24 protein-coding genes are annotated in these 26,588 nt (G+C 59.4%); 22 read left to right on the plus strand and 2 right to left on the minus strand.

Annotated features, from left to right (window positions below; genetic code table 11):
- The first annotated feature begins 21 nt into the window (after positions 1 to 21).
- From EDF70_RS11790 to lpxB, 15 genes are all read left to right on the plus strand, one after another.
- Positions 22 to 852 carry a cell envelope integrity EipB family protein gene (locus EDF70_RS11790; RefSeq protein WP_132273486.1) on the plus strand — a complete coding sequence of 277 codons (831 nt, stop codon included), beginning with the start codon at positions 22 to 24 and terminating at the stop codon, positions 850 to 852.
- A 93-nt stretch (positions 853 to 945) separates the two neighbouring features.
- Positions 946 to 1,659: a pentapeptide repeat-containing protein gene (locus tag EDF70_RS11795; protein ID WP_132273487.1), complete on the plus strand. Its 714-nt coding sequence runs from the start codon at positions 946 to 948 to the stop codon at positions 1,657 to 1,659.
- A 185-nt stretch (positions 1,660 to 1,844) separates the two neighbouring features.
- Positions 1,845 to 2,618 carry a 30S ribosomal protein S2 gene (gene rpsB, locus EDF70_RS11805; protein WP_132273489.1) on the plus strand — a complete coding sequence of 258 codons (774 nt, stop codon included), beginning with the start codon at positions 1,845 to 1,847 and terminating at the stop codon, positions 2,616 to 2,618.
- 246 nt (positions 2,619 to 2,864) lie between these two features.
- Positions 2,865 to 3,791, plus strand: a complete 927-nt coding sequence (gene tsf, locus EDF70_RS11810) for a translation elongation factor Ts (protein WP_132273490.1) — start codon at positions 2,865 to 2,867, stop codon at positions 3,789 to 3,791.
- A gap of 97 nt (positions 3,792 to 3,888) precedes the next feature.
- Entirely contained in the window at positions 3,889 to 4,611 is a 723-nt protein-coding gene (gene pyrH, locus EDF70_RS11815) for a UMP kinase (protein ID WP_132273491.1), read from the plus strand.
- A gap of 60 nt (positions 4,612 to 4,671) precedes the next feature.
- Positions 4,672 to 5,232 carry a ribosome recycling factor gene (gene frr, locus EDF70_RS11820; RefSeq protein WP_112731154.1) on the plus strand — a complete coding sequence of 187 codons (561 nt, stop codon included), beginning with the start codon at positions 4,672 to 4,674 and terminating at the stop codon, positions 5,230 to 5,232.
- A 48-nt stretch (positions 5,233 to 5,280) separates the two neighbouring features.
- Positions 5,281 to 6,024 carry an isoprenyl transferase gene (locus EDF70_RS11825; RefSeq protein ID WP_132273492.1) on the plus strand — a complete coding sequence of 248 codons (744 nt, stop codon included), beginning with the start codon at positions 5,281 to 5,283 and terminating at the stop codon, positions 6,022 to 6,024.
- Positions 6,024 to 6,857, plus strand: coding sequence for a phosphatidate cytidylyltransferase (locus tag EDF70_RS11830; RefSeq protein WP_132273493.1), 834 nt, complete (start codon positions 6,024 to 6,026; stop codon positions 6,855 to 6,857). The genes EDF70_RS11825 and EDF70_RS11830 overlap by 1 nt, the downstream gene beginning before the upstream one ends.
- Before the next feature lie 74 nt (positions 6,858 to 6,931).
- Positions 6,932 to 8,056: an RIP metalloprotease RseP gene (gene rseP, locus EDF70_RS11835; RefSeq protein WP_207908242.1), complete on the plus strand. Its 1,125-nt coding sequence runs from the start codon at positions 6,932 to 6,934 to the stop codon at positions 8,054 to 8,056.
- A gap of 196 nt (positions 8,057 to 8,252) precedes the next feature.
- Positions 8,253 to 10,583: an outer membrane protein assembly factor BamA gene (bamA, locus tag EDF70_RS11840; protein ID WP_132273495.1), complete on the plus strand. Its 2,331-nt coding sequence runs from the start codon at positions 8,253 to 8,255 to the stop codon at positions 10,581 to 10,583.
- 48 nt (positions 10,584 to 10,631) lie between these two features.
- Positions 10,632 to 11,696, plus strand: a complete 1,065-nt coding sequence (lpxD, locus tag EDF70_RS11845) for a UDP-3-O-(3-hydroxymyristoyl)glucosamine N-acyltransferase (protein WP_132273496.1) — start codon at positions 10,632 to 10,634, stop codon at positions 11,694 to 11,696.
- A complete protein-coding gene (fabZ, locus tag EDF70_RS11850) occupies positions 11,689 to 12,150 on the plus strand; it encodes a 3-hydroxyacyl-ACP dehydratase FabZ (protein WP_132273497.1) in 462 nt (153 codons plus the stop codon). The genes lpxD and fabZ overlap by 8 nt, the downstream gene beginning before the upstream one ends.
- The gene (gene lpxA / locus EDF70_RS11855; RefSeq protein WP_132273498.1) at positions 12,150 to 12,965 is read left to right on the plus strand and encodes an acyl-ACP--UDP-N-acetylglucosamine O-acyltransferase; all 816 of its coding nucleotides are present in this window, start codon (positions 12,150 to 12,152) and stop codon (positions 12,963 to 12,965) included. Before fabZ ends, lpxA begins: the two co-directional genes overlap by 1 nt.
- A 4-nt stretch (positions 12,966 to 12,969) precedes the next feature.
- On the plus strand, positions 12,970 to 13,854 hold the full coding sequence (locus tag EDF70_RS11860; protein WP_245519151.1) for an LpxI family protein: 885 nt from the start codon (positions 12,970 to 12,972) through the stop codon (positions 13,852 to 13,854).
- Positions 13,851 to 15,029, plus strand: a complete 1,179-nt coding sequence (gene lpxB / locus EDF70_RS11865) for a lipid-A-disaccharide synthase (RefSeq protein ID WP_132273500.1) — start codon at positions 13,851 to 13,853, stop codon at positions 15,027 to 15,029. Before EDF70_RS11860 ends, lpxB begins: the two co-directional genes overlap by 4 nt.
- Before the next feature lie 31 nt (positions 15,030 to 15,060).
- Here the strand turns inward: lpxB and gltA are convergent, their stop codons facing one another.
- The gene (gene gltA / locus EDF70_RS11870) at positions 15,061 to 16,350 is read right to left on the minus strand and encodes a citrate synthase (protein ID WP_132273501.1); all 1,290 of its coding nucleotides are present in this window, start codon (positions 16,348 to 16,350) and stop codon (positions 15,061 to 15,063) included.
- Positions 16,351 to 17,063: 713 nt separating this feature from the next.
- Here gltA and EDF70_RS11875 point away from each other — a divergent pair.
- Complete coding sequence (locus tag EDF70_RS11875; RefSeq protein WP_281033588.1) at positions 17,064 to 19,415, plus strand: ComEC/Rec2 family competence protein; 2,352 nt, start codon at positions 17,064 to 17,066, stop codon at positions 19,413 to 19,415.
- Here EDF70_RS11875 and lexA read toward each other — a convergent pair.
- A complete protein-coding gene (lexA, locus tag EDF70_RS11880) occupies positions 19,396 to 20,115 on the minus strand; it encodes a transcriptional repressor LexA (RefSeq protein ID WP_132273502.1) in 720 nt (239 codons plus the stop codon). The genes EDF70_RS11875 and lexA overlap by 20 nt on opposite strands.
- A 172-nt stretch (positions 20,116 to 20,287) precedes the next feature.
- Between lexA and EDF70_RS11885 the strand changes: the two genes are divergently transcribed.
- The 6 genes from EDF70_RS11885 to EDF70_RS11910 all read left to right on the plus strand — a co-directional run bounded on the left by EDF70_RS11885 (position 20,288) and on the right by EDF70_RS11910 (position 26,578).
- Positions 20,288 to 21,166 (plus strand): VOC family protein, encoded by an 879-nt coding sequence (locus EDF70_RS11885; RefSeq protein WP_132273503.1) that lies wholly within the window; start codon positions 20,288 to 20,290, stop codon positions 21,164 to 21,166.
- A gap of 2 nt (positions 21,167 to 21,168) precedes the next feature.
- Complete coding sequence (gene kdsA / locus EDF70_RS11890; protein WP_132273504.1) at positions 21,169 to 22,017, plus strand: 3-deoxy-8-phosphooctulonate synthase; 849 nt, start codon at positions 21,169 to 21,171, stop codon at positions 22,015 to 22,017.
- A gap of 133 nt (positions 22,018 to 22,150) precedes the next feature.
- Entirely contained in the window at positions 22,151 to 23,425 is a 1,275-nt protein-coding gene (gene eno, locus EDF70_RS11895) for a phosphopyruvate hydratase (RefSeq protein WP_132273505.1), read from the plus strand.
- A 164-nt stretch (positions 23,426 to 23,589) separates the two neighbouring features.
- Positions 23,590 to 23,907: a septum formation initiator family protein gene (locus EDF70_RS11900; RefSeq protein ID WP_132273506.1), complete on the plus strand. Its 318-nt coding sequence runs from the start codon at positions 23,590 to 23,592 to the stop codon at positions 23,905 to 23,907.
- Between the two features lie 186 nt (positions 23,908 to 24,093).
- Positions 24,094 to 25,152 carry a pyruvate dehydrogenase (acetyl-transferring) E1 component subunit alpha gene (gene pdhA / locus EDF70_RS11905; protein ID WP_132273507.1) on the plus strand — a complete coding sequence of 353 codons (1,059 nt, stop codon included), beginning with the start codon at positions 24,094 to 24,096 and terminating at the stop codon, positions 25,150 to 25,152.
- A gap of 19 nt (positions 25,153 to 25,171) precedes the next feature.
- Entirely contained in the window at positions 25,172 to 26,578 is a 1,407-nt protein-coding gene (locus tag EDF70_RS11910) for a pyruvate dehydrogenase complex E1 component subunit beta (protein WP_132273508.1), read from the plus strand.
- The last annotated feature ends 10 nt before the right edge of the window (positions 26,579 to 26,588 follow it).

Raw genomic sequence — 26,588 nt, forward strand, 5'->3', positions numbered from 1 at the left:
GAGTCCGATAGGAGAGATTGAATGTTTCGTTTGACGCTCGGGCTGGCATTCACAGCGACGATGATGGCATCGACCGCCACATCTGCCGCCGCCGGCGTCGAAGGTGCGCGCGCACTGATCCCGCACCGGGCCGTCTACGATCTCAAGCTCAAGGATGTTTCGGAGCGCTCGGGTATCGAAGGCATGTATGGCCGCATGGTCTATGAGTTCACCGGCTCGGCCTGCACCGGCTTTACCACGAATTTCCGCTTCGTGACCAAGACCGATACCGGCGAAGACCAGCGCACCACCGATCAGCAGACGACGACCTTCGAAAATGCCGACCTGAAGGAATTCCGTTTCGAGACCAAGTCGTTCACCGACGAGCAGCTCGACAAGCAGGTCAGCGGCGAGGCAACCAATGTTTCAACAGGCGTCAAGGTCGAGTTGCAGAAGCCGGATACGCGCGAGCTGGATCTGACGCCGAGCCAGTTCCCGACCCAGCATATGCTCGATGTTCTCGACAATGCCCGCAAGGGAAAGCGCTTCTTCGAAGCCCGGATTTTTGACGGTTCCGAAGACGGCGACAAGAGCCTTCTGACCTCGACGGTGGTTGGCAAGAAGCAGACGCCGGAAGCCGATGACAGCGATGCAGGGCAGGCGGGGCAGTTCTCCAAACAGGCCTACTGGCCTGTGACGATCGCCTATTTCAACGATAGCGGCACAGGCGATGCGGTTCCCGTCTACCGCATGTCGTTCAAGCTCTACGACAACGGCATCACCCGCGATCTGACCATGGATTATGGCGATTTCGTCCTGACCGGGCAGCTTGCCAAGCTGGAAGTGCTCGACCGCGCGCCGGACTGTAAATAAACGACAGTTTATCAGCGGAAAGTGATGACGTCGTCATTGGTTTGCCCCATATATATGGGGAGAATTTCGAAATTGGGTTGGAATTCGGGCGCTATGTATCGGCAGTCAGGTGTTTTTTCCGGTCTTTTCTTGGCGACGGTGATTTCCGGCGCAAGTTACCTCGTTGCGCCGGCCGCGAGCGGCGCCGGCAGCTGTGGATCATCGGCTGCCGCCAAGGTCGACTGGAGCGGCTGCGTCAAGAAAAACCTGATGATGTCGGGCAACGACTTTCAGGGCGCCAATCTTTCGGAAGCCGATTTTTCGATGACCGACCTCAGGAACAACAACCTGACGGGCGCCAATCTGCAGAAGACCCGTATCATTCGTGCATGGTTCACCGGATCGACCGCCGACAAGGCGGACTTTTCGCGGGCCGAAGGTTATCGCGCCGGCTTGCAGAACGTTTCGGCCAAGGGTGCCAGTTTCGAGTCGGCGGAGTTGCAGCGCGCCAATTTCGGCGGTGCCGATCTGACCGGCGCCAATTTCGAAAAGGCGGAACTCGGCCGGACGTCTTTCGACAAGACAAATCTGACCGATGTGGATTTCACGCTCGCAAACCTGTCGCGCGCCGATCTCAGCAAGGCGATATTCACGACCGCACCGCGTTTCGATCGGGCTTTCATGTTCCTGACCCGCATCGAGGGGCTGGATCTATCCGGCGCTGTTGATCTGGCGCAGTCGCAGGTCGATCTGTCCTGCGGCAATGCGGAGACGAAATTGCCGAAGGGTTTGCGTGCGCCGGCAATGTGGCCGTGCCCTGACGATTGATCATCGAACAATCTTTTTTAACGCTTCGCCTTGATCTGACGGGCGAAGCGCTGTATGGGCACCAATATTCCACACGTAAGGCATGGGATCGTCCGGGAGAAATCCGGGCAGTTCCGCCCGGTGGCATTCTCAAAAGAGAGTGCTGTTCGCCTTGCGGAGGTTCAACCGGTAAAGGATAACAAGGCATGGCATTGCCCGATTTCTCTATGCGCCAGCTGCTTGAAGCAGGCGTTCACTTTGGTCACCAGACTCACCGCTGGAACCCGAAGATGAAGCCGTACATTTTCGGCGATCGTAACAACATCCACATCATCGACCTCGCGCAGACCGTTCCGATGCTGTCGCGCGCCCTGCAGGTCATCTCGGACACCGTTGCCCGTGGCGGCCGCGTTCTGTTCGTTGGCACCAAGCGTCAGGCTTCCGAGCTGATCGCCGATTCGGCCAAGCGTTCTGCCCAGTACTACGTCAACTCGCGTTGGCTCGGCGGCATGATGACCAACTGGAAGACCATTTCGAACTCGATCGCCCGTCTGCGCAAGCTCGACGAGATCCTGGCTTCGGAACAGTCCGGCTACAACAAGAAAGAGCGCCTGAACCTCGAGCGCGAACGCGAGAAGCTGGACAAGGCTCTCGGCGGTATCCGCGACATGGGCGGCACCCCTGACCTGATGGTGATCATCGACACCAACAAGGAAAAGATCGCTATCGACGAAGCCAAGCGCCTGGGCATCCCGGTCGTTGCTATCATCGACTCGAACTGCGATCCGGACCTCATCGACTACCCGATCCCGGGTAACGACGATGCTTCGCGCGCCATCTCGCTGTATTGCGACCTGATCGCTCGCGCTGCCATCGACGGCATCGCTCGCCAGCAGGGCGCTTCCGGTCGTGACCTCGGCGGTATGGCCGAAGCTCCGATCGAGCCGGCTCTCGAAGGCGAAGCCGAAGCTCAGGCTTAATTGTCTGGGGCGGAGCGGCACTGACCGCTCCATCTTTGCGAATTCGTCCAAGGCCAGAGATCACAATCCCTGGCCTTGGCCGTTTAAGGACCTGTCCTCCCGCAGCAATGACGTCAGCGGTTGAGACGACAGGCCGGTGATGATCTTCATCACCCTGTCACACTTCCGGGTACATTCGTTCCCAAGACCTTGAGTTCGCCGAGGTTTTTCCGGCGGCACGCAACTCGAACCGACAAGAGGCTCACAATGGCTGAAATCACCGCTGCACTGGTGAAGGAACTGCGCGAAAAGTCTGGCGCAGGCATGATGGACTGCAAGAAGGCGCTGACCGAAAACAACGGCGACATCGAAGCAGCAATCGACTGGCTGCGCGCCAAGGGCATCGCAAAGGCCGACAAGAAGTCGGGCCGCACGGCTGCTGAAGGCCTGATCGGCGTTGCATCGACCGGCACCAAGGCTGTCGTCGTCGAAGTCAACTCCGAAACCGACTTCGTTGCCCGTAACGACGCTTTCCAGGTCATGGTTCGCGGCATTGCCGACGTAGCGCTGACCACCGATGGCACCGTTGAAGCCGTTAGCGAAGCCACCTATCCGGCAACCGGCAAGTCGGTCTCCGACACCATCAAGGATGCGATCGCCACCATCGGCGAGAACATGAGCCTGCGTCGCTCGGTTGCCCTTGAAGTCGAAGACGGTGTTGTCGCGACCTACATCCACAACGCTGCCGCCGATCGTCTCGGCAAGCTCGGCGTTCTGGTTGCCCTGAAGTCGACCGGCGACAAGGAAGCCCTCAGCGCCATCGGCCGCCAGGTTGCCATGCACATCGCTGCAACGGCTCCGCTCGCCATCCGTTCGGAAGAAGTCGATGCTGCTGTCGCCGAGCGCGAACGCAACGTCTTCATCGAACAGTCGCGCGAATCCGGCAAGCCGGAAGCCATCATCGAAAAGATGGTTGAAGGCCGCATGCGCAAGTTCTTCGAAGAAGTCGCCCTTCTGTCGCAGGCTTTCGTCATCAATCCTGACCTGACCGTCGGCGAAGCTGTCAAGGCTGCCGAAAAGGAAGTCGGCGCTCCGATCGAAGTCACCGGCATGGCTCGCCTGCTGCTCGGCGACGGCATCGAAAAGGAAGAGACCGACTTCGCAGCTGAAGTCGCAGCCGTTTCCAAGGGCTGATATCTCTATACAATATCAATAATCACAGGGGCATCGCGTGACAACGCGGTGCCCTTCGTGTATCGGGCTTGGCGGTGCGAGCCTCGAAGGAGTATCCATGTCTGCCCAGCCAATCTACAAACGCGTGCTTTTGAAAGTCTCTGGTGAAGCCCTTATGGGTAGCCAGGGTTTCGGCATCGACGTCAACGTTGCCGACCGTATCGCTGCCGATATCTCCGATGCACGCCGTATGGGCGTCGATGTCGGGATCGTTGTCGGCGGCGGTAATATTTTCCGCGGTGTTGCCGTTGCCTCCAAGGGTGGCGACCGCGTCACCGGCGACCACATGGGCATGCTCGGTACTGTGATCAACGCACTGGCGCTGGCGACATCGCTGCGCAAGCTCGGCGTCGATACGGTCGTGCTGTCGGCGATCTCCATGCCGGAAATTTGCGAAAGCTTCTCTCAGCGCCAGGCGCTGCATCATCTGTCGCAGGGCAGGGTGGTGATTTTTGCCGGCGGTACCGGCAACCCGTTCTTCACGACCGATAGTGCCGGCGCTCTGCGTGCGGCCGAAATCGGCGCAGAAGCCCTGTTCAAGGGCACGCAGGTGGACGGCATCTATACGGCCGACCCGAAGAAGGATCCGACGGCCACCCGCTTCGACCAGCTTACCCACGCGGAAGTTCTGGAAAAGGGTCTTGCCGTGATGGATGTGACCGCGGTTGCGCTTGCGCAGGAGAACACGATCCCGATTATTGTGTTCTCGATCCACGAGCGTGGCGGTTTCGCCGATATCTTGACCGGCGGTGGTCTCAAGACCATCGTTTCAGACAATTGATCTTCAGACAGGTCCGCGCGGACGACCGCAGCGGACCTCAAACAACATACGGAGTGTAAGATGAGCGGTGCCATCGATCTCAACGACATCAAGCGTCGCATGGACGGCGCTGTTACGGCCTTCAAGAGCGACATCGCCTCGCTGCGTACGGGCCGCGCCTCTGCCAACATTCTCGATCCGGTCACGGTCGAAGCCTATGGTTCGCGTGTGCCGCTGAACCAGGTTGCCAATATTACCGTGCCTGAGCCGCGCATGCTCGGCGTATCCATCTGGGATAAGTCGATGGTCAATGCTGTCGACCGCGCCATCCGCGAATCGAATCTCGGCCTCAATCCGATCATGGACGGTCAGAACCTGCGCATCCCGCTGCCGGAGCTCAACGAAGAGCGCCGCAAGTCGCTGGTCAAGGTTGCGCACGACTACACGGAAAAGAGCAAGGTTGCTGTGCGCAACGTTCGCCGTGATGGCATGGACGCCTTGAAGAAGGCTGAAAAGGACGGCGATATCGGCCAGGACGACAGCCGTGCGCAGTCCGAAAAAATCCAGAAGATGACAGATGATGCGATTTCCGAGCTGGACCGCTTGCTTGCGGAGAAGGAAAAGGAAATCATGCAGGTCTAGAACCTGCATCAAAGCCCGCTCGTCGCTGTCACAAACGCCGGACTGAACATGGTGAAGCCTGATCTACCCGTGATCCCGAAGCATGTTGCCATCATCATGGATGGCAACGGTCGCTGGGCAAACCAGCGCGGCCTGCCGCGCACCGTCGGGCACACAAAAGGTGTCGAGGCCGTGCGTCAGGCTGTGCGTGCCGCAGGCGAGGCGGGCGTCGAGTTCCTGACGCTCTTCGCATTCTCCTCGGAGAACTGGAGCCGGCCGGAAGCCGAGGTGACGGACCTGCTCGGGCTGATGCGGCGGTTCATCCGCCGCGATCTGGCCGAACTGCATCGTTCGAACGTCCGGATTCGTATCATCGGCGATCGCCGCAACCTGCAGGGCGATCTGCTGCCGATGTTGCTGGAGGCTGAAGAAACCACCAGCGGCAATACCGGCCTCACCCTTGTCATCGCCTTCAATTACGGTTCGCGGAACGAAATTCTGCGCGCCATCGAACGTCTGGCAAGCGAAGTGGCGGCTGGACTGCTGCGCCCGGAAGATATCGATATGGCGATGGTTGACGAACGCCTCGATACCGCCGGCATCCCCGATCCGGACCTGATCATCCGCACCAGCGGCGAGGAGCGTCTTTCCAACTTCCTGCTGTGGCAGGCCGCCTATTCCGAATTCCTGTTCCTGCCGAATTTCTGGCCGGATTTCGACCGCGAGATGTTTTTTGACGCGCTGAAGATCTATGCGGCGCGCGATCGCCGTTTTGGCGGCCTAGCTGCCAAGCCAGCGGCGGTTGCCGGCTGATGGCAAGCGAACTTCGCAAGCGTACGATTTCCGCGCTCGTCATGGCCGCGGTCACCCTTGCCGCAACATGGTATGGCGGAACGCCTTTCCGGCTGTTTGCCGCCGGCATGTCGCTGCTGATCTATCACGAATGGTCGAAGATGACGCGTCTGCCCGAGGTGGATTTGCGCGGCGACGCTTTCGGCTGGGTGGCAGTGGTCTGCGTGGCGGCCAATCTGGCTTTTGGCGATCTTGGTCTGGGTGCCCCCCTGTTGGGCGGTTTTGCCATCACGGCCCTTCTGCTGAAGTTTTTGCGGCGTGGCAGCGGCTGGATGCCCGGTGGTGTGCTTTATGCGGGCCTGAGTGGTATTTCGCTTGCCGCGATCCGTGGCAGCGACCAGTTCGGGCTGATGGCGACGCTGTTTCTGTTCGCCGTCGTCTGGGGCACCGATATCCTGGCCTATTTCTTCGGGCGTTCGATTGGCGGGCCGAAACTTGCACCGCGGATCTCTCCCGGCAAGACCTGGTCCGGCGCCATTGGTGGCACGGTGTCAGGCGTCGCGCTCGGCAGCGCCATCACGCTTTCGTTCTTCTCGCAGGTGTCGCTGCGCACCGTGGCGCTGGCGCTGGCGCTGTCTGTGGCCAGCCAGATCGGCGATCTGTTCGAATCCTTCATCAAGCGCCGCTTTGGCGTCAAGGATTCCGGCCATCTGATTCCCGGTCACGGTGGCGTGATGGACCGTGTCGATGGTCTCGTTTTCGCCTGTTTCGCGGCGTTTCTCCTGGCCATGGCGCATGCCGCCTGGACCGGATATGGCGAGACCCCTGTTGCCGGTTTTCTTTTCGGTCTTTAAAGACCGTCACAGAGACATGAAATCGTGCATATAAAATTGGGCAGGGAGCCGGCGAAGCAGGAATGGATGGCGTGATGGCAATTTTCGGCGTGCTTACCGGGTATATCATCCCGTTTATCCTCGTCCTTTCGGTGCTCGTGTTCGTACATGAGATGGGTCACTATCTCGTCGGGCGCTGGAGCGGCATTCGTGTTCTGGCATTTTCTGTCGGTTTCGGGCCTGAACTGATCGGTTATACCGACAGCCACGGCACCCGCTGGAAGATCTCGGCAATCCCGCTTGGCGGCTATGTGAAATTTTATGGCGACGAGGATGCCGCCAGCATGCCGGGCACCGATTCGCTGTCGGGCATGAGCGACGCAGAGCGCGCGCAGACACTTGCCGGCGCAAAACTGTGGAAAAGGGCCGCGACCGTTGCGGCAGGCCCGATCGCCAACTTCATCCTTGCAATCGCCATTTTTGCGGTTCTGTTCACGGTCTACGGCAAGGTCGTTGCTGATCCGGTCGTGGCCGAAGTGCGCCCCGATAGCGCGGCACAGGTTGCCGGCGTCGAGGTTGGCGACAAGCTGGTGGCGCTTGATGGCCATGAGGTCGCGACCTTCGATGAAGTGCGCCGTTACGTCAGTATTCGCCCGCTGGTGCCCATCATCGTGACTGTCGAGCGCGAAGGTTCGCGATTGGATCTGCCGATGGTGCCGAAGCGCGAGGAAATCACCGATCAGTTCGGCAACAAGGTCGAGCTTGGCCTCATCGGTATCGTTACCAACGAGCAGCGCGGCAATTTCCGTGTCCAGCAGTATTCGCCGGGCGCCGCCGTCATCGAGGGCTTCAAGGAAACCGGCAATATCATCACCGGCACGGGGCGTTATATCGCCAACATCTTTGCCGGCCGCATGCGCGCCGATCAGATCGGTGGCCCGATCCGCATCGCCGAAACGACGGGACAGATGGCGACGCTCGGTTTTGTTGCCGTCCTGAATTTTGCCGCCGTCATTTCCGTTTCGCTTGGTCTGATGAATTTGCTGCCGGTTCCGGTGCTTGACGGTGGTCACTTGCTGCTTTACGCGCTTGAGGCACTGAGAGGACGTCCACTGAATGCGCGGGTTCAGGAGATCGTCTTCAGGCTCGGCTTCGCGCTGATTCTGACGCTGATGGTGTTCGCCACATGGAATGACACGATCGGCAGGTGGATCGGTTAAGTGTTTCAGAACGGTGCAGAAACCGTTTATTTACCCTGTTTGCATGTCCGCGTGGCGAATGCGCCACGGCTGCGAAGGAAGTAAATAGAAATTAACGCGATGCCTTGCTTGTAGGACAAAAGAAGGTAAAACGACACACGTGGCCGGAGTCGGGTGCCACCCGTCTAGGGACAACGGAAAAAGGTAAGAAGTGAATATGAAAGCTGGTTCAAAGTTTTTGAACGCAGTGTCGGCGTTTGCGCTGTCTGCTAGTGTTGTCGCATCGGGTGCGGGTGTCGTTGTGCTTGCCTCTGCCCCGGTTGCTGAGGCCGCCACCATCCAGCGGGTTGAAGTCCGTGGTGCGCAGCGCGCCGGCGAGGAGGCCGTCCGCTCCAACATCACCATTCGTCCAGGTGTGAGCTTCTCTGAAGCCGACATCGACGAGTCGGTGAAGCGTTTGTATTCCACAGGTTATTTCTCCGACGTTCGCATCAGCGTTTCCGGCCGTTCTCTCGTTGTGTCCGTCAATGAGAACCAGCTCGTGAACCAGGTCGTGTTCAACGGCAACCGCAAGATCAAGGACGACAAGCTGGCTGGCGCCGTTCAGACGCAGCCGCTCGGTCCGTATAGCGATGCTCTGCTCGCTTCCGACGTCGAGCGCCTCAAGCAGGCCTATTCGGCCACTGGCCGCAGCGATGTCGAAATCACCACGCAGGTCGTTCCGGTTGGTCAGGGTCGCGTAAACATCGCTTTCCAGATCAACGAAGGCGATCGCACCAAGATCGACTCCATCAACTTTGTCGGCAACCAGGCCTATGGCAATCGCCGTCTGCGTGATGTGATCGCGACGAAGGAATCCGGTCCTCTGTCGTTCCTGACCCGCAAGGATGTCTATAACGACGACAAGCGCCGCGCCGATGAAGAAGCGCTGCGTCAGTTCTATTACAACCACGGTTACGCCGACTTCCGCGTCGTTTCCTCGGATGCTGTTCTGGATGAATCCAAGAACGCATACACGGTAAACTTCACTGTCGAAGAAGGTCAGCGCTACACGTTTGGTGATGTCCGCGTCGAATCGACGGTTGATGGCGTCAATGCTGAAGACCTGCAGGGCCTCGTCGAGACCCATACGGGCGACACCTACAGCGCCAAGGACATTCAGAAGTCCATGGAAGCCATCTCCGAGCGCGTCGCTGCTGCGGGTTACCCGTTTGCACGTGTTACGCCGCGCGGCGATCGTAACTTCCAGAACAACACGATCGGCGTCTCCTATCTGGTCGACCAGGGCGAGCGCGCCTATGTCGAGCGTATCGAGATCCGTGGCAACACCCGTACGCGTGACTACGTCATTCGTCGCGAGTTCGATATCAGCGAAGGCGACGCCTTCAACCAGACCATGATCACGCGCGCCAAGCGTCGTCTCGAGGCTCTGGGCTATTTCGGCAAGGTCAATATCTCGACCACGCAGGGCACGTCTGCCGACCGCGTCATCATCATCGTTGATGTTGAAGACCAGTCGACCGGTTCGTTCGGTATCGGCGTCGGTTACTCGCCGAGCAGCGACAGCGCCATCCTCGAAGCTTCGATCGAAGAAAAGAACTTCCTCGGCCGCGGCCAGTACATCCGCGTTGCAGTCGGTGGCGGTCTCGATGATGCCCGTACCTACTCGCTGTCCTTCACCGAGCCCTATTTCCTCGGTTATCGTCTGGCTGCCGGTTTCGATGTCTTCAAGAGCCAGTCTTCTTCCGAAGACTACTATGACTACAACGAGCAGGGCTTCACGCTGCGCGTAACGGCGCCGATCACCGAAGATCTGGCGACGACGTTCCGCTACACCTACAAGGAAATCAATTACGACGGTAACGACGATTACCTGAGCAATGGTAACCTTTCCCAGCCGTATATCGACATGATCCAGCATGGCGATTACCTGCAGTCTTCGATCTCGCAGACGCTGACCTACAACACGGTCGACAGCATGACCCTTCCGCGCGAAGGCATCTATGCGACGGTGACGCATGAATATGCGGGTCTCGGTGGCGATTCCGAATTCTACAAGATCTATGGTCGTGCCCGTTACTTTACGCTCCTGTCTGACGAAGCCGATATCATCGGTCAGATCGGTGTCGGTGCAGGTCACGTCGTAGCGACCGGCGATAAGCTGAACATTTTCGATCAGTTCACCTTCGGCGGCAAGCAGGTTCGTGGTTTCGAAAACAACGGTCTCGGCCCGCGTATGCCGAACGGCGATGCTCTCGGCGGCACGACCTACTTCAACGCCTCGGCGGAAGTCAGTATCCCGGCTCCGGGCCTGCCTGAAGACTTTGGTCTCCGTCTGAACGCGTTTGCTGATGCTGGCGTGCTTTACGGAAACGACGTGCCGGCTGTTGGTGTACGTGATGACAATTCCATCCGTGCATCGGTTGGTGCAGGTGTGACCTGGGCTTCGCCCTTCGGTGCTCTGCGCGTCGATTACGCCGTGCCGGTTGCCAAGGAAGACTACGACGAAGTCCAGGAATTCCGCTTCAGCATGGCCAACCAGTTCTGATCCTTTTGGTCCAGAACGACCACAAAAAATGTTCTGGAGCTTTGGCTGATGGACGATAATCGTTTCTTTCCGCCCCATGAGGGGGTGAGCTTGAAAGAGCTCGCCCGCCACTTGGGGGCGGAGCTTTTGGATGAGACGGTCGGCGATACGCTGATCCGTTCGGTTTCTCCGGTGTCGCGTGCCAAGGCTGGCGACATTTGTTACATCCTTTCCCGCAAGAACAAGGCAGAACTCGAAACCTGCCAGGCCTCTGCGATCCTGTGTGATGCCGGATTGCGGTCTGCCGTTCCCGATCATATCCCGGTGCTTTTGACCCGCACGCCGCATTCTGCATTTGCAGCTGCGGGCGCGTTGCTGCACCCGGAAGGCTTGCGTCCTTCTGCGATCACGTCGGAACCGGCCGGCATTTCTCCCGCAGCTTACGTCGATCCGACGGCGCGTCTGGAAGACGGTGTGCATGTCGAGCCTATGGCCGTCATCGGCGCCGGTGTCGAAATCGGGTCAGGCACGCGGATCGGCGCAGGTGCGGTGATCGGCGCCAATGTCACGATCGGTCGTGATTGCACCATTGCTGCCGGCGCATCCATCGTCGCCTCGATGATCGGCAACGGCGTGATCATCCATAATGGTGCCCGGCTTGGCCAGGACGGTTTCGGTTATGCGCCGGGGCCGCGCGGCTTCATGAAGATCGTGCAGGTCGGCCGCGTTATCATTCAGGACAATGTCGAGATCGGCGCGAATACCACGATCGACCGTGGTGCGATGGATGATACCGTGATCGGCGAGGGCACAAAGATCGACAATCTGGTGCAGATTGCCCACAACGTGCGCATCGGGCGTCATTGCGGCCTTGCCTCGGGAACCGGTATTGCCGGCTCGACGACGATAGGCGACGGTGTGATGATCGGCGGTGCTTCGGGTATCAACGGTCACATTACAATCGGTGACGGTGTGCAGATCGCTGCCATGAGTGGCGTTGTCGGCGATATTCCGCCGAAGGCCAAATATGGTGGTATTCCGGCGCGACCAATGCCCGATTTCCTGAGAGATATTGCAGAAATAATGATGCGCTCCGATGAGCGCTCCAAGAAAAGAGGAGACCGGAATGGCTGAGGGCAACACGACCCTGGCGTCGGCAGACATCCAGCAGATCATGAAGCTCTTGCCGCACCGCTACCCTTTCCTGCTGGTGGACAAGATCATCGAGATCGACGGCGACAATTCCGCCATCGGCATCAAGAATGTCACCGCCAATGAGCCGCATTTTACCGGACATTTTCCGGAACAGCCGATCATGCCGGGCGTTCTGCTCGTGGAAGGCATGGCCCAGACGGCCGGTGCCATCTGCGCGCTGAAGGAAGGCGAGGGCGGCAATCTGGTCTACTTCATGACCATCGATAACGCACGTTTCCGCAAGCCGGTCGTGCCGGGTGACCGCGTCGAGTTCCATGTGACCAAGCAGAAACAGCGTGGCAACATCTGGAAGTTCCACTGCGATGCCAAGGTAGACGGCGCTGTCGTCGCAGAAGCAGATATCGGCGCGATGATCCGTCGTAAGGACGCGTAATGAGCACGATAGCAGCAAGCGCACGCATCCATCCGATGGCAGTTGTCGAGGATGGTGCGGTCATCGGTGAAAACGTTTCGATTGGTCCGTTTTGCCGGGTCGGTCCAAAAGTCGTGCTCGGCGATGATGTTGAACTCGTCTCCAACGCCGTTGTGACCGGCCGCACCAAGATCGGCCGCGGTTCGCGTATCTTCCCGATGGCCGTTATTGGCGGCGATCCGCAGAGCGTGCATCATGCCGGTGAGGAAACGACGCTTTTCATCGGTGAGAATTGCACCATGCGTGAAGGCGTGACGATGAACACCGGTACGGCAGAAGGCGGCGGCACGACTGTTGTCGGCGATCGCTGCCTGTTGCTTGCCAATTCGCATGTCGCCCATGACTGCATTCTCGGCAATGACATCATCATGTCGAACAATGTCATGCTGGCCGGCCATGTGAAGGTTGCCGATCGCGTCATTCTCGGTGGTGGATCTGCCGTGCACCAGTTCAGCCGTATCGGTCGTCAGGCCTTCATTGGCGGCCTGTCTGCCGTGAACTACGACGTCATCCCTTATGGCATGTTGAACGGTAATCCCGGCCTTCTCGGTGGCCTCAACGTCGTCGGCATGACGCGCGCCGGTATCGAACGGGCGACGATCCACAAGGTGCGTCGCGCCTTCAAGGATATTTTCGAAGGCGAAGGCAATATCCGCACCAATGCCGCGGCTCTGCGCGACGATTATCTGGATTGCCCGGAAGTTCTGGAAATCCTCGACTTCATCGGCGCCGATAGCGATCGTGCGATTTCCTCGCCGCATCGTGGCAAGGCCTGATCCCTTGGCCGGCGCTCCGGCAGAACATTCGAAAGGCCGCTTGGCGATCATCGCCGGAAGCGGCCTTTTGCCGTTATATGTGGCCGAAGCTGCCCGTCGGGCCGGTGAAAACCCGCTGATCGTTCCGCTGAAAAATGAAGCGGATCGTGATTTCTCCGCTTTCGAATGCGTGGTGGCGAGTGTCGGTGATCTTGCGACCATCGAAAAGGCTGTGCGTGAGCGTGGTATTGGCCGGGTCGTGATGTCCGGCGGCGTTTCTCGCAGGCCGGAATGGCGCGAGATCCATCCCACATGGCGCACGATCCGCAAAATGCCGTCTGTGGTGCGCACGCTGCTGGCCGGCGGCGACGACACCGTTTTACAGATGGTGATCCGCCTGTTCGAGGCGATGGGCTGCGAGGTCATGGGTGTGCACCAGATCGCGCCGGACCTTCTGGCAACGGTCGGCCCGCTCGGCCGTATTTCTCCGTCCGACGACGACCTGCGTGATATCCGCAAGGCCGGAGCCGCGGCGCGGTTGCTCGGCGAGCTTGATGTCGGCCAGGGTTCGGTCAGCGTCGGCGGCCGCATCGTTGCTTTGGAAGGTGTCGAAGGTACGGATGCTATGCTTCAGCGTGTGGCCGCCCTTCGTGCTGCGGGCCGCGTTTCGGCGCGCCGCAAGGGCGTGCTGGTAAAGCTTTGCAAACCGCAGCAGGATATCCGCGCCGACCTGCCGACCATCGGTCCTTCGACGGTTCGCAATGCGGTTGCCGCAGGCCTTGCCGGTATTGCCGTGCAGGCCGGCCACGCGCTGGTCCTCGACCGCGAGGAGATGATTGCGCTGGCGGATGCCGAGGGCATTTTTGTCTGCGGTATCGATGCAGGCTTGCCGAATGAGGGATTGTCATGAGTGAGCGCTCCCTCAAAATCGCCGTGGTCGCCGGCGAGGTATCAGGTGATCTGCTCGGTGGCGATCTGATCGCGGCGCTGAAGGCAAGAACCGGCGGCCATTTGGAACTGGTCGGCGTCGGCGGTGATGCGCTGGAAGGCCAAGGTCTGCACTCGCTGTTCGATTTCTCCGAACTCTCGATCATGGGAATAACCCAGGTTCTGGCGCGTCTTCCAGGCCTGATCCGCCGGATCGGCCAGACGGCGGATGCCATCATCGCCGCAAAACCGGATGTGCTGATCATCATCGACAGCCCGGATTTTACCCATCGGGTGGCGAAGAAGGTGAGGGCGGCTTTGCCCGATCTGCCGGTGGTCAACTATGTCTGCCCCAGTGTCTGGGCGTGGAAGGAATACCGCGCCAAGGCGATGCTGCCTTATGTGGATCGGGTTCTCGCCGTGCTGCCCTTCGAACCCGAGGCCATGCGCCGTCTGGATGGACCGCGCACCGATTTTGTCGGCCATCGCCTGACGGCTGATGCAGATATTCTGCGCGTGCGCGAATTGCGGGCACAGCGGCCGCTTAAAAATGCAGGCGATGCGAAAACGATCCTGCTCTTGCCGGGATCGCGCGGCGCCGAGATCAAGGCGTTGCTGCCGATCTTTGGTGAGGTGATGCAGGAGTTTGTGCGCCGCAACGGGCCGACACGTTTCATCCTGCCGACGGTCAAACGCCGCGAAGCTCTGGTGCAGGAGATCGTTGCGGGTTTCGAGAACAGACCCGAGATCGTGGTTGATCAGACGGGTAAGTGGGCCGCTTTTGCGCAAGCGGATGCGGCAATCGCAGCGTCGGGCACCGTCATTCTCGAACTGGCCCTGGCAACGGTACCGGTCGTCTCGGCCTACAAGGCCGACTGGCTGATTACCATGATGGCCAAGCGCATCAAGATATGGTCCGGCGCGCTGCCCAACCTCATTGCCGACCGTGTTGTGGTGCCTGAATATATCAATGAAGTCGTGCGTCCCGGCGCGCTCTGCCGTTGGGCGGAGCAGCTTTCGTATGACAGCGGCCCGCGCCGCGCCATGCTCGAAGGTTTCGATCTGACCTGGAAAAATCTCACCGTACCGGTGCCACCGGGTGAGGCTGCGGCAGCCATCGTGCTCGATCTCCTGGACAATAAAAAACCCGGCCATTGACCGGGTTTTTCTTTGTCTGATGTTTCTTAGCTTAGCGCTTGGAAACCGGAACGTAATCGCGCTGCGGTTCGCCGGTGTAAAGCTGGCGCGGGCGACCGATACGCTGCTGCGGATCTTCGATCATTTCGGCCCACTGGGCGATCCAGCCGACGGTGCGGGCCAGCGCGAAGAGCACGGTGAACATCGTGGTCGGGAAACCCATCGCCTTCAGCGTGATGCCCGAATAGAAATCGATGTTCGGATAGAGCTTCTTCTCGATGAAATAAGGATCGGTAAGAGCGATCTTTTCCAGCTCCATGGCGACCTGCAGAAGCGGATCGTCCTTGTGGCCGAGTTCGGCGAGAACTTCATGCGTGGTCTTCTGCATGATTTTCGCGCGCGGATCGTAGTTCTTGTAGACGCGGTGACCAAAGCCCATCAGGCGGAACGGATCGTTCTTGTCCTTTGCGCGGGCGATATATTCCGGAATACGGTCAACCGTGCCGATTTCCTGCAGCATGTTGAGCGCCGCTTCATTGGCGCCGCCATGAGCGGGGCCCCAGAGGCAGGCAATGCCGGCGGCGATACAGGCAAACGGGTTGGCACCCGACGAGCCGGCGAGGCGCACGGTCGAGGTCGAGGCGTTCTGCTCGTGATCCGCGTGCAGAATGAAGATGCGGTCCATGGCGCGGGCCAGAACCGGGTTCACCTTGTATTCTTCACACGGCACGGCAAAGCACATGCGCAGGAAGTTCGACGAATAGTCGAGATCGTTCTGCGGATAAACGAACGGCTGGCCGATATGGTACTTGTAGGCCATCGCCGCGATCGTCGGCATCTTTGCGATCATGCGCAGCGACGCAACCATGCGCTGGTGCGGATCGGTGATGTCGGTCGAGTCGTGATAGAAAGCCGACAGTGCACCAACGGTGCCGACCATGACGGCCATCGGATGGGCGTCACGACGGAAGCCGCTGAAGAACTTGTTCATCTGCTCGTGCACCATGGTGTGGTGCGTTACGCGATGATCGAAATCCTTCTTCTGTGCTGCAGTCGGCAGATCGCCGTACAGCAGCAGATAGCAGGTTTCCAGGAAGTCGCCGTGCTCGGCCAGCTGCTCGATCGGGTAACCGCGATGCAGAAGAACGCCGTTGTCGCCATCGATATAGGTGATCTTGGATTCGCACGATGCAGTGGAGGTGAAGCCGGGGTCGTAGGTAAAGGCGCCGGTGTTCTTGTACAGCGCGCCGATGTCTATCACGTCAGGGCCGATAGTGCCCTTCTTGACCGGCATCTCTACTTTTTTATCGCCAAGAACGATGTTTGCGCTCGTATCCGTCATATAATCCTCCGAAATAGGCGGAAATGGCGCTGGAGAAGCGCCAAAAGAAAAGAAGCGTCCTGATTAGCTATATGATCCGGCGCTCGCTGCCAAGCGCCTGTGGGCGGTATTTGTGCAATGCGAAAATTAACTAGGCAAACGACCTATAATAGCGGCAATCTGGGGTTTATATTTTCACATTTCCGATCTCGTCGTTCAGCCACTGCGCAGGAGGCTTGGGCCAGTCTGATCGGCTGGAAAGTGGCGTGACAGACATGTCTGCCGATTGACCTGAGAGTACCGAAAATGCAATCCTAAGTCGTGTTCGCTTGAATTTCATTTGGGAGGGCTGGATGTCGACGGAGACGATGCAGCAGTCGGCAAATCAGCCGAATTTGCCCTGCCAAAACGCTCTGCCGGACAGCTCGGAAACTCAGATATTGGCCGTGAAAGACTCAGTCCATGCGTCTCTGACGCAGACTGGCAATAGGCCGTATGGTCGCAGCCCGCTCCAGAGGGTTGCCGCAGGCGTCTCGTCCCTCTCAAGGTTCAGGCCGGGTGGCGCCGCTCCGGCCGCGCATCGTCCCTCATATGGCCTCGCCGCACGCCTGCTGAGCGCCTGGGCGCGTATGCAGTCCGCCACGATCGGGATGATAGCCGAGGAGCAGGCACACGGTCATGCCTTTCTGGCTCTGCCTGTTCTGATTGGCCTCGGGGCAGCCATATGGTTTGCGATGCCTTCCGAGCCTTCGGCGGGGCTTTTATCCGTGGCGTTTCTGTTCAGCCTGGGGTTCGCGTTTATCCTTCGAGGCACGTACGGCCGCTTTCGTTCCGTCGTGCTGATCGCTGTTCTGCTGACCGCGGGCATGTTGCTGGCGGCTTTTCAGGACTGGCGACGCTCCACCGTCGTTCTGGATCAGCCGGTCACGACGGTGGTGACGGGTGTCGTCGAAATGCGCGAACCCAGTGGCGAGGGGCGCTGGCGGTATGTGCTGGCGCTCGAAAGCACGGCGTCGCCGCAGCTTCGTCGGCCGCCGACACGCATCACGCTGTTGTCGCGAACGCGCCAGCCTGCTTTCGACATCGGAGACCGGATTGGCGGGCGGGCGCGGATATCGCCGCCTTCCGGACCGGCGTTGCCCGGCCTCGTCGATTTCGCCTTTTCCTCCTATTACGACGGCATAGGCGCGATCGGCTTTTTCTACGGTGCCCCCACGCTGATGAGTGGACCGGTTGCCGAGACCTGGGCGCAAACACTTGAGCGAACCGTCTTTGCATGGCGCAGCGCGATCGCCTCGCGCATCCGCGCAACCGTGCCCGGTGATCCCGGCGCGTTTGCCGCCGCCATCGTCACCGACGAACGGCGAGCGATTTCCGATGAAACGACCGAGGCTTTGCGCGTGTCGGGCCTTGCCCATATCGTTGCCATATCCGGTCTGAACATGGCGCTGGCGGCGGGCATCTTTTTTATCGGCATGCGCAGTCTGCTTGCGCTTCTGCCAGGATTTGCCCAGGCCTTTCCGGTGAAGAAACTGGCCGCGGCCGCGGCGCTGTTGATGGCAACCGGCTATTACCTGACTTCGGGCTTCGGTGTATCGGCAGAGCGCGCCTACATCATGATGGCGATCATGCTGGCCGCCGTGTTTTTCGATCGCCCATCGATCAGCCTGCGCAATGTGGCGTTGGCGGCGCTTGTCGTTCTTGTCGTCTCACCCTCGGAGATATTGGGGCCGAGTTTTCAGATGTCTTTTGCGGCAACGGTGGCGCTGGTCGCAGGTTATTCTGCATGGAGCAGGCGCGGGGCGGCGCAAGACGGCGAAACGCCATGGCGACCCGCGGCACTCAAGCCCGTTCTGGCGATCGGGCATCTGGCCGGCGGGGTTTTCGCCACATCGCTGATCGGCGGTCTGTCGACGGCTATCTTTTCCATCGACCATTTTCACCGGATATCGACCTATGGACTGGCGGCGAACCTGGCCGCCATGCCGTTGGTCTCCTTCATCGTCATGCCCTTCGGCCTGATCGGTATGCTGTTGATGCCATTTGGCCTCGACGGCTTTTTCCTGAAGGTGATGGGCGTCGGGCTGGAGGGCGTTATCGTTGTCGCCAAGATGGTTGCGACCTGGGGAGGTGATGTTGCCATCGGGCGCCAACCGTCGTGGTTTCTGCCCGTCGCCACAGCCGGTTTTCTGATGCTGACCTTGCTGCGCACACGCCTTCATCTGCTGGGTTTGCCGCTTCTGGCACTGGCCATCTTTCTGTCATGGCGGGTGGCGCATGATCCGCCGCCGGATTTTCTGGTTTCCGAAGATGGAAGCCTTGCCGCCTTGCTGGGCAATAAGCAGGTCGCGACCAATCGCGCGCGTCCGCCCGGTTTCATTTATTCGCAGTGGCGCCACGCATTGTCATTGCCCCAGCCTGCGGCGCCGACATTGCTGGACACGCCATCGCCGAAAAACGGTACAACGACATCGGCAGAGGTTGCGGTGCTGCTGCCGAATGGAGCGGCCGTTCCAAAAACTGCGGATGGATTGAGGTCAGTCTCGACGAGCATGGGAGGAGAGCAGCAGGCCACCGCACTGCGAGAGGCCAACGCACCGAAAGAACGAGCGACATCACGACGACCGCCCCTCACGCCCGAAGAAGTATTTCAAGCGCGGCAGGCGATGCAAAAGGCTCTGCGCGAAAGTGTCTTGGATACATTCGTCTGCGCAGGCCGGTCATGGTGTGTCGCAAGAACAACCAGCGGCCCGGCGGTCGCTGTGGTGGAAGATGCCCGCTTTGCCGGGCCTGCCTGCGATGTCGCGCAAATGGTTGTTGCGGCACGTGCCCGTTTTGATCGCTGTCGTTCGGGCGCATTGATGATCAACGGCGAGGCGTTACGCAGAACAGGAGCATTGGAAATCCGCTTCAACGGAAATTCTGATCCCAAACAATGGTCGATCGCCGCCGCCATGGTCGGCGCCGATCGCTCCTGGACGCGTCACCGCGACTATGACTGGCGGCGCAATCTTTTTGATCCGACACTGCCGGAGCCGCTGCGCTTTTTGAGCGGCAAGGCAGGTATCAGTGGTAACGGCGAATGAGGCCGACGAGCTTGCCCTGCACCTTGACGCGTTCCTGCGGGAAAATGCGGGTCTCATAGGCCGGGTTGGCCGCTTCGAGCGCGATCGATGCGCCCTTGCGGCGGAAACGCTTGAGCGTCGCTTCCTCGTCGTCGACCAGCGCCACGATGATATCGCCCGGCATTGCCGTGCTGCCGTTGCGGATGATGACCGTATCGCCATCCAGAATGCCGGCCTCGATCATCGAATCACCACGCACTTCCAGTGCATAATGCTCACCGCTGCCCAGCATTTCCGGTGGCACGGCAATTTCATGCGTCGTGTTCTGGATCGCCGAGATCGGCACGCCGGCCGCAATGCGGCCCATGACCGGCACGGTTGTTGCGGGCATACTGTCATTGGCAACAGGCGGCGGTGTCACCTGACGCACGGGCTGCGTCTTGCCGAGGCTGCCTTCGATGACGCTCGGTGCAAACGGTTTGCGCGGCTGCAGGCTTGCATTGTAGGCGTCCGGCAGCTTGATGACTTCCAGTGCGCGGGCACGGTTCGGCAAACGGCGGATGAAACCGCGTTCTTCAAGCGCAGTGATCAGGCGATGGATGCCTGATTTGGATGCCAGATCCAGCGCATCCTTCATCTCGTCGAACGATGGAGGGACGCCGGATTCCTTCATTCGTTCGTGAATGAACAGAAGCAGTTCCTGCTGTTTGCGCGTGAGCATGGCGGGTCCTCAAAGGTGAAACAAATCCAGAACGGACACTATATGTTCCATGTGTGTTCTGCAAGTGGCGAAAAATGGTAGTTGCGCGGAACGAACAGTGCTGCGGCTGGTCTTGATCGTGCAGCCGGAAAGATCGATCACTAAGACAATCAACGCTTGGAAATGGGCTGCCATGTTCACGATCGATCATCTCGTCCTGCCGACCATGTCGCTTGATGGCGCCCGCCGCCGATTGAAAGCACTGGGCTTCACCGTGGCTGCAGATGCCGCCCATCCCTTCGGGACGGGAAATGCCTGTGTTTTCATGGGTGACGGTACTTATCTCGAGCCGCTTTCCATAGTGGATCAGGCTGCCTATGATCAGGCATTCGCCGATGGAAACGTGTTTGTCCGGCAGGATGGTGAGTTTCGCACTCCTGCAGGTGAGGAGGGACTGTCCGCCATGGCGCTGGCAACCGACGATGCGCAGGCGGATGATGCCCGGTTTGTCGAGGCCGGGGTCTCTGCCGGCAAGATGCTGGAATTTTCGAGATTTGCCAAATTGCCGGACGGGACCGAAAAACTGGCCCGTTTTCGGCTGGCCTTTGCGGCGCGGAGTGACGCTGATTCTTTCGGCGTCTTCACATGCCAGCGGCTCGATCCCCTGCCGGCAGATCGATCGGCGCTGGAACGTCATGAAAATGGTGTCGCGGCTTTGTCCCAGGTTGTTCTGCTGGCGGGGAATACGCAGGAAGACGTCGAGCGGATTGGGACCGTGCTTGATGCAAGCGCTGAAAAATTCGATTTCGGTGATCACAGGTTTGCCGCAAGCAATGCGGTTTTAAGGCTCGTTGACGCCAAAACCTTTGCCGACACGTTTTCTTCCGCAGGCGATGCGGCGTCATTGTCGCGAACCGGTCTTGGCCGTGCCGCGGTGATATTCCGTGTTCCCGATCTTGCCGTGACACGGGCGGTGCTTGCTGCTAATGACGTCGCATTCATGGATAAGGGCAGTCGCATCGTGGTTGCCCCGGCGCCCGGACAGGGTGCCGTATTTGCTTTCGAGGAGTGATCATGGCTGTCAGCGCCAAGGCCGAAGTAACCGTCGGCGAGGGGGCCAAGCAGGTCCTTTTTTCCAACAGCAAGAAACTCTCCCTGATTGCCGGCCCCTGCCAGATGGAAAGCCGCGATCATGCCTTCATGATCGCCGGCACTCTGTCTGAGCTTTGCGGCAAGCTCGGCATCGGCCTGGTGTACAAATCCTCCTTCGACAAGGCGAACCGCACCTCGATCGCCGGCAAACGCGGCATCGGGCTTGATACCGCGATGGAGATCTTTGCCGATCTCAAGAAGGAGTTCGGTTTTCCGGTTCTCACCGACATCCACACCGAAGAGCAGTGCGCAGTCGTCGCCGAGACGGTGGATATCCTGCAGATTCCGGCCTTCCTGTCGCGCCAGACCGATCTTCTGGTGGCTGCCGCCAAGACCGGCCGCGCCATCAACGTCAAGAAGGGCCAGTTTCTGGCGCCCTGGGACATGAAGAACGTCCAGGCTAAATTCACGGAAAGCGGCAACGGCAACGTGCTGCTGTGCGAGCGAGGCGCCTCGTTCGGCTATAATACGCTGGTGTCCGACATGCGCTCGCTGCCGATCATGGCGTCGCTTGGTTCGCCGGTCGTCTTCGACGCTACCCACTCGGTACAGCAGCCGGGCGGGCAGGGTGGCTCGAGCGGCGGTCAGCGTGAGTTCGTTGAGACTCTGGCGCGCGCAGCGGTGGCTGTCGGTGTCGCCGGCGTCTTCATCGAGACTCATGAGGATCCGGACAATGCGCCATCGGATGGCCCGAACATGGTGCATTTGAAGGACATGCCAAAGCTGCTGGAAAAGCTTTTGGCATTCGATGCCATTGCCAAGGCTGCGTGATAAAGCCTGTGTGACAAATTGCGCTTTTGATCACCGTCAAGGAACCAAAAGTGCCTGCACTGTAATTGCCGTGTCATTGATTGTGAGCCATTTTCAGTGACCGCTTGAAGCCCGTCAACCTGAGGAGAGACCCTTGACTGCCATTACCGATATCATTGCCCGCGAAATCCTCGACAGCCGCGGTAACCCAACCGTTGAGGTCGACGTCTATCTCGAAGACGGCACGATGGGCCGTGCAGCCGTTCCGTCGGGCGCCTCGACCGGCGCGCACGAAGCCGTCGAGCTTCGCGATGGCGGCAAGCGTTATGGCGGCAAGGGTGTTCTGAAGGCCGTTGAAGCCGTCAACACGGAAATCTTCGATGCCATCGGCGGTTTCGATGCCGAAAGCCAGATCCACATCGACAAGACCATGATCGCGCTGGACGGCACGCCGAACAAGTCGCGTCTCGGTGCCAACGCCATCCTCGGCGTGTCGCTCGCTGTCGCCAAGGCTGCTGCCGAATCGTCCGGTCTGCCGCTTTACCGTTACATCGGTGGTGCAGCCGCTCACGTCCTGCCGGTTCCGATGATGAACATCATCAACGGCGGCGCGCATGCCGACAACCCGATCGATTTCCAGGAATTCATGATCATGCCGGTCGGCGCGGAATCGCTTTCCGAAGCCGTTCGCATCGGTTCGGAAATTTTTCACGTCCTCAAGAATGAACTGGGCGCACAGGGCCACAACACCAACGTTGGTGACGAAGGCGGTTTCGCTCCGGGCCTGAAGAGCGCGCCGGAAGCCCTCGACTTCATCATGAAGTCGGTCGAAAAGGCCGGTTACAAGCCGGGCGACGACGTATTCCTCGGCCTCGATTGCGCTTCGACCGAATTCTTCAAGAACGGCAAATACGAGATGGAAGGCGAAGGCCGCGCGCTCGAGCCGGAAGCCATGGCTGACTATCTGGCCGAACTGGCTGCAAAATACCCGATCATCTCGATCGAGGACGGTATGGCTGAAGACGACTGGGCTGGCTGGAAATACCTGACCGACAAGATCGGCGACAAGGTTCAGCTGGTCGGCGACGATCTGTTCGTCACCAACTCGGCTCGCCTGCGCGACGGTATCAAGATGGGCACTGCCAACTCGATCCTCGTGAAGGTCAACCAGATCGGCTCGCTGACGGAAACGCTCGACGCCGTCGAGACCGCTCACAAGGCACGTTACACCGCCGTCATGTCGCACCGCTCGGGCGAAACCGAAGACTCTACGATCGCCGATCTCGCTGTTGCCACCAACTGCGGTCAGATCAAGACCGGCTCGCTGTCGCGTTCCGACCGTCTTGCCAAGTACAACCAGCTGATCCGTATCGAGGAAATGCTCGGCCCGCAGGCTGTTTATGCCGGTCGTTCGATCCTTAAGGCTTAAAAGGCCGGTCGGCTCTGCTGAGGGCTGATTTCATACTTCAAGGCCCGTGCCGCAAGGCGCGGGCTTTTTCGTATCTGCAGCGTCGGCGATATGGTCAACGATTGCTTAAACAAGTTCTGCGAACCTGCGACTCGTTTATTGCGTGACGGGATTTCGGAACGAGCATGTGGACCAAACATCACAAACAGAGAAAACTGGGCCGATTTGTCCTTCCGGCCATCACCGTCGCTTTTCTTTCCTATTTCGGTTATCATTCCGTCCATGGTGATCTCGGGTTGATCGCAACGGAGGAATTCGAGCGCCAGCGCGTGCTGCGCGCAGACGACCTTGCCAAGCTGACTGAAAAACGTCAGGCGCTCGAGCGCCAGGTCGCGTTGCTCAGTGATGGCTCCATGGAGCGGGATATGCTCGACGAGACGGCGCGTTACCAGCTGAATGTCTCGCGCACGGACGAGATTGTCATTTTTAACGGCAGTCGCTAACTTAACCTGATTTGAGTTAATCTCGATTTTTCTTGATAAATCATAGGTTTATCAAGCATGTGAGCCATGCAAATATGGCATTGCTGGGGCGTGCTTTTGTCCCTATGTTACGCCTCGAAACCGGGACGCGCCACATTGGCTTGGGCGGGCCCTACTTCGATAAGCGCAGTACATAGGGAGGGATTGATGGCGCCTGCTAAAACCGCGTCTACATCCGGCCGCAGATCCGCGGCAAAGTCTGCAACCAAGAACGTTTCCAAGGAATTTACCGGCAAGAACACGCCGGATTTCGGCAAGGAAGACGAGCTTCACGCCTATCGTGAAATGCTGCTCATCCGCCGTTTTGAAGAAAAGGCCGGCCAGCTTTACGGCATGGGCTTTATCGGCGGCTTCTGCCACCTCTATATCGGCCAGGAAGCTGTCGTAGTCGGCATGCAGATGGCCCAGAAGGAAGGTGATCAGGTTATCACCGCCTATCGTGACCATGGTCACATGCTCGCAGCCGGCATGACCGCGCGCGGCGTCATGGCCGAGTTGACCGGACGCCAGGGTGGTTATTCCCGCGGCAAGGGCGGCTCGATGCACATGTTCTCGAAAGAGAAGCATTTTTACGGCGGTCACGGCATCGTCGGTGCGCAGGTTTCGCTCGGTACCGGTCTCGCTTTTGCGAACTCCTATCGCGGCAATGACTCTGTTTCGGTCGCCTATTTCGGTGACGGCGCTGCCAACCAGGGTCAGGTCTACGAGAGCTTCAACATGGCTGCTCTCTGGAAACTGCCGATCATCTATATCGTCGAGAACAACCGTTACGCCATGGGTACCTCGACCGCCCGTGCAACGGCGCAGTCGAACTACTCGCTGCGCGGCTCCGGCTTCGGCATTCCCGGCATCCAGGTGGATGGCATGGATGTGCGTGCCGTCAAGGCTGCCGGTGAAGAGGCGCTCGCCCATTGCCGCGCCGGCAAGGGTCCGATCATTCTCGAAATGCTGACCTATCGTTACCGTGGTCACTCGATGTCCGACCCGGCCAAGTACCGCACGAAGGAAGAAGTGCAGAAGATGCGCTCCGAGCAGGATCCGATCGAACAGGTCCGTCTGCGCGTGCTCGAAAACGGCTGGGCCACCGAAGAAGACCTGAAGGTGATCGACAAGGATATCCGTGACGTCGTCTCGGATAGTGCCGACTTCGCCCAGAACGATCCCGAGCCGGATGCGTCCGAGCTCTACACCGACATTCTGCTGTGATCGCGGGGAGGGAACTATAATGCCAATCGATATCCTGATGCCCGCGCTTTCTCCGACCATGGAGGAGGGCACGCTCTCCAAGTGGCTGAAGAACGAAGGTGACACCGTCAAGTCCGGCGACGTGATCGCTGAAATCGAAACCGACAAGGCAACCATGGAAGTGGAAGCCGTCGATGAAGGTGTGATCGGCAAGTTGCTGGTCGCTGCCGGCACCGAAAACGTCAAGGTCAACACCAAGATCGCCGTGCTTCTGGCCGATGGCGAGAGCGCCGATGCCGTTTCGGCTGAAGCACCGAAGGCCGATGCCGAAACGCCGGCTGCTGCCTCTGATGCGGCTGCCGGCAAGGCTCGCGAAGCCTCCGAGGAAACACCGACTGCCGCCAAGGTTCCGGCGCAGCCGAAGATCGAGGTTGCAGCTGATCCGGACATTCCGGCCGGCACGGAAATGGTCTCCACCACGGTGCGTGAAGCACTGCGCGATGCCATGGCCGAAGAAATGCGTCGCGATGGCGACGTGTTCGTCATGGGTGAAGAAGTCGCCGAATACCAGGGCGCCTACAAGATCACTCAGGGCCTGCTGCAGGAATTCGGCGCGCGCCGCGTTATCGACACCCCGATCACCGAGCACGGTTTTGCCGGCGTCGGCGTCGGTGCTGCGATGTCGGGCCTGAAGCCGATCGTCGAGTTCATGACCTTCAACTTCGCCATGCAGGCGATCGACCAGATCATCAACTCTGCTGCCAAGACGCTCTACATGTCCGGCGGCCAGATGGGTGCGCCGATCGTGTTCCGTGGTCCGAACGGCGCTGCCGCCCGCGTTGGCGCCCAGCACAGCCAGGACTATTCGGCATGGTACAGCCAGATCCCGGGCCTCAAGGTCGTCATGCCGTATACGGCTGCCGACGCCAAGGGCCTGCTCAAGGCCGCCATCCGTGATCCGAACCCGGTCGTCTTCCTCGAGAACGAAATCCTCTATGGTCAGCATTTCGATGTGCCGAAGCTGGATGACTTTGTTCTGCCGATCGGCAAGGCGCGCATCCACCGCAAGGGCAAGGATGTCACCATCGTTTCCTTCGGTATCGGCATGACCTACGCGGTCAAGGCTGTTGCCGAACTCGAAAAGGAAGGCATCGATGTCGAACTGATCGATCTGCGCACGCTGCGCCCGATGGATCTTCCGACCGTCATCGAATCCGTCAAGAAGACGGGTCGCCTCGTCACCGTCGAGGAAGGTTACCCGCAGAACTCGGTCGGCACGGAAATCGCCACCCGCGTCATGCAGCAGGCCTTCGATTATCTCGATGCGCCGGTTCTGACGATCGCCGGCAAGGACGTTCCGATGCCGTACGCTGCCAACCTTGAAAAGCTGGCCTTGCCGAATGTCGATGAAGTCATTCAGGCGGTGAAGACCGTCTGCTACAAGTAAGGAAGGGTGA

Source organism: Neorhizobium sp. JUb45, from assembly GCF_004343585.1.
Lineage (GTDB): Bacteria > Pseudomonadota > Alphaproteobacteria > Rhizobiales > Rhizobiaceae > Neorhizobium.